Below are 2,322 nucleotides of genomic sequence, written 5' to 3'. Positions count from 1 at the left end.
AACGATGACAAGAATCGATAAACTTAATATTAACTGTAAGGCTTTAATTAAAAATGTCTCCATTATTTTTTAGTCTAAATTTATTTCGTTTTAAAAAGATATTATTTTCTCCCGTGTTAGTCGGCGTGCTTCTGCATCGGTCGATACATAGTCGTCGTAAGACGGTGATTTTATGAAAGAGACCTGTTGCATTATATCGGCGATAATATCTGCCATTTGTAAAAATCCGATTTTATCTTTTAGAAAAGCATCTACGACAACTTCGTTTGCAGCATTCAATATACATGGTATATTTCCTCCCAGTCTCATTGCTTCATAAGCGTAATTTAGAAGGGGGAATTTAGTAGTATCCGGATGCTCGAATGTTAGATGTGCATATTGAGACAATTCTAACTTAGGAGACTGGTTTTTCAACCGGTTAGGATAAGAAAACGCATATCTTATCGGTAATTTCATATCCGGCGTTCCCAATTGAGCTTTTATCGCTCCGTCTTCGAATTGTATCATGGAATGTATAATTGATTGAGGGTGTACGACAACTTCTATTTGTTCCGGTTTTACGTTGAAAAGCCATTTGGCCTCGATAACTTCAAATCCTTTGTTCATCATAGAAGCCGAGTCTATAGTAATTTTAGCACCCATATTCCAGTTGGGATGTTTCAATGCTTGTTTTTTCGTAACATGTTCTAATTCTTGTCTTGACATCGTTCGAAAAGGACCTCCGGAAGCTGTTAATATGATTTTGTCTATCGGATTATGCATTTCTCCGGTTAAACATTGAAAAATGGCGGAGTGTTCCGAATCTACCGGTATTATTGGTGTGCGGTTTTCATGTGCCAGTTGATTTATCAGTTCTCCAGCAACAACCAACGTTTCTTTATTTGCAAGAGCTATTGTCTTGCCGGCCTTTATTGCTCGTATGGTCGGATATAGACCTGCATATCCGATCATGGCTGTAAGCACCATGTCGATGGGGTCTGATTCGACTATTTGAGCGATGGCGTCATGTCCTGCATATACTTTAATCGGCAGGTCTTCCAGTGCATCTTTAAGTTTAGGATAAAGAGATTCATTCGCAATAACTACCGCTTCAGGGTTAAATTTTCGTGCTTGTAAAATAAGCAGATCCACATTGTTATTAGCGGTAAGTGCATATACCTCGAACAAGTCGGAATGCTCTGAAATTACTTCCAAAGCTTGTGTGCCGATCGATCCGGTAGAACCCAGTATAGCAAGTTGTTTCTTCATTCTCCTTCTTATTTTCACCTGTGATTTGTTTATCACTGATGCAATATCTTATTTGTGTGTCGTTAAAATGCAATATAATCTTCGGGATTCAAAGCCTGCCCCATGTGCCATAACTGGAATTCTACAAGAGGAGGAAAAGATCCTTTTGTCCCGTTTCCAGTAAGAGCGATAACCTCTCCACCCGAAACTTTATCTCCGATAGATTTTAGTAGTTCGGCATTATATTTATATATAGATATAAAGTTATTGCTATGCTGAATCTCGATTACATATCCATAATCTACTGTATACCCTGCCGAAATGACCGTGCCATCTAAGGTTGCAGCTACCGATACTCGTTTCGGGGCAAGAATGTCAATGCCGAAGTGATTGTTTTCCGGATTGAATTTTTGTTTGATCACTCCTTTTATCGGAGCGAAAAAAATAAATCCGTCAGTCGGAATCGTCTGATTAAGCACATTAAGTTTATATTTCTCTTCTTCTTCATAGCGTTGCATGAAACTTGTCGTAGCTTGTGATTGAGTCAGAAAAGAATCAGTCGGGAAAGAAAGCAGAGAATCTTTGATGTTCCGTATCGAATCTATTTTTACATTTCCTGTAAGTATATTAGTCAGATTTTTTAAATATGCATCGTTTAATTGCATAGCCTGATTCAAAGAATCGATACGTAATGCATTATCCATAATTTTTACCCGTGTTTCGGTTTTCAAATATCCAGGTAAATAATTTTTTAATGGAGTCCCGACAATCAGATACATTGCTCCGGAAAAAATGATGATAACCAATGCCGAAAAAAACAGAAAAGCTCCTAATCGGGACAAACGAAAAGTCCACACCTCTTCCAATGTATTTTCATTGAAGAAGGAGAGCTTATATTTTGATCGCATTTTTTTCCAAAATGCTTTAAATCTATTTCTTTTGGCCATATATGAATGTATCCGTTCCCGAACTTGCAAATTTAGTAAATAATACGATATCCAAAACCGCATTTCTTTTTTTTATCATTTCTCTTTATTTATGAAATAATGTCTTTCGTTTATTTTAATATATGATTTTAACAGTATAGGTTGAACC

Annotated in this window: 2 protein-coding genes; both read right to left on the bottom strand. The window is 36.8% G+C overall.

The window, feature by feature from the left end:
* Positions 1–90 precede the first annotated feature (90 nt).
* Complete coding sequence (locus tag AC1WHX_RS11950) at positions 91–1,248, bottom strand: 1-deoxy-D-xylulose-5-phosphate reductoisomerase (protein WP_303116401.1); 1,158 nt, start codon at positions 1,246–1,248, stop codon at positions 91–93.
* Positions 1,249–1,310: 62 nt separating this feature from the next.
* Entirely contained in the window at positions 1,311–2,135 is an 825-nt protein-coding gene (locus AC1WHX_RS11945; protein WP_303116403.1) for a murein hydrolase activator EnvC family protein, read from the bottom strand.
* Between the last annotated feature and the right edge of the window lie 187 nt (positions 2,136–2,322).

It is taken from the genome of Coprobacter sp. (genome assembly GCF_982436375.1).
Note: the sequence above shows the minus strand (reverse complement) of the source record. Positions and strands in the feature narration are given on the sequence as shown.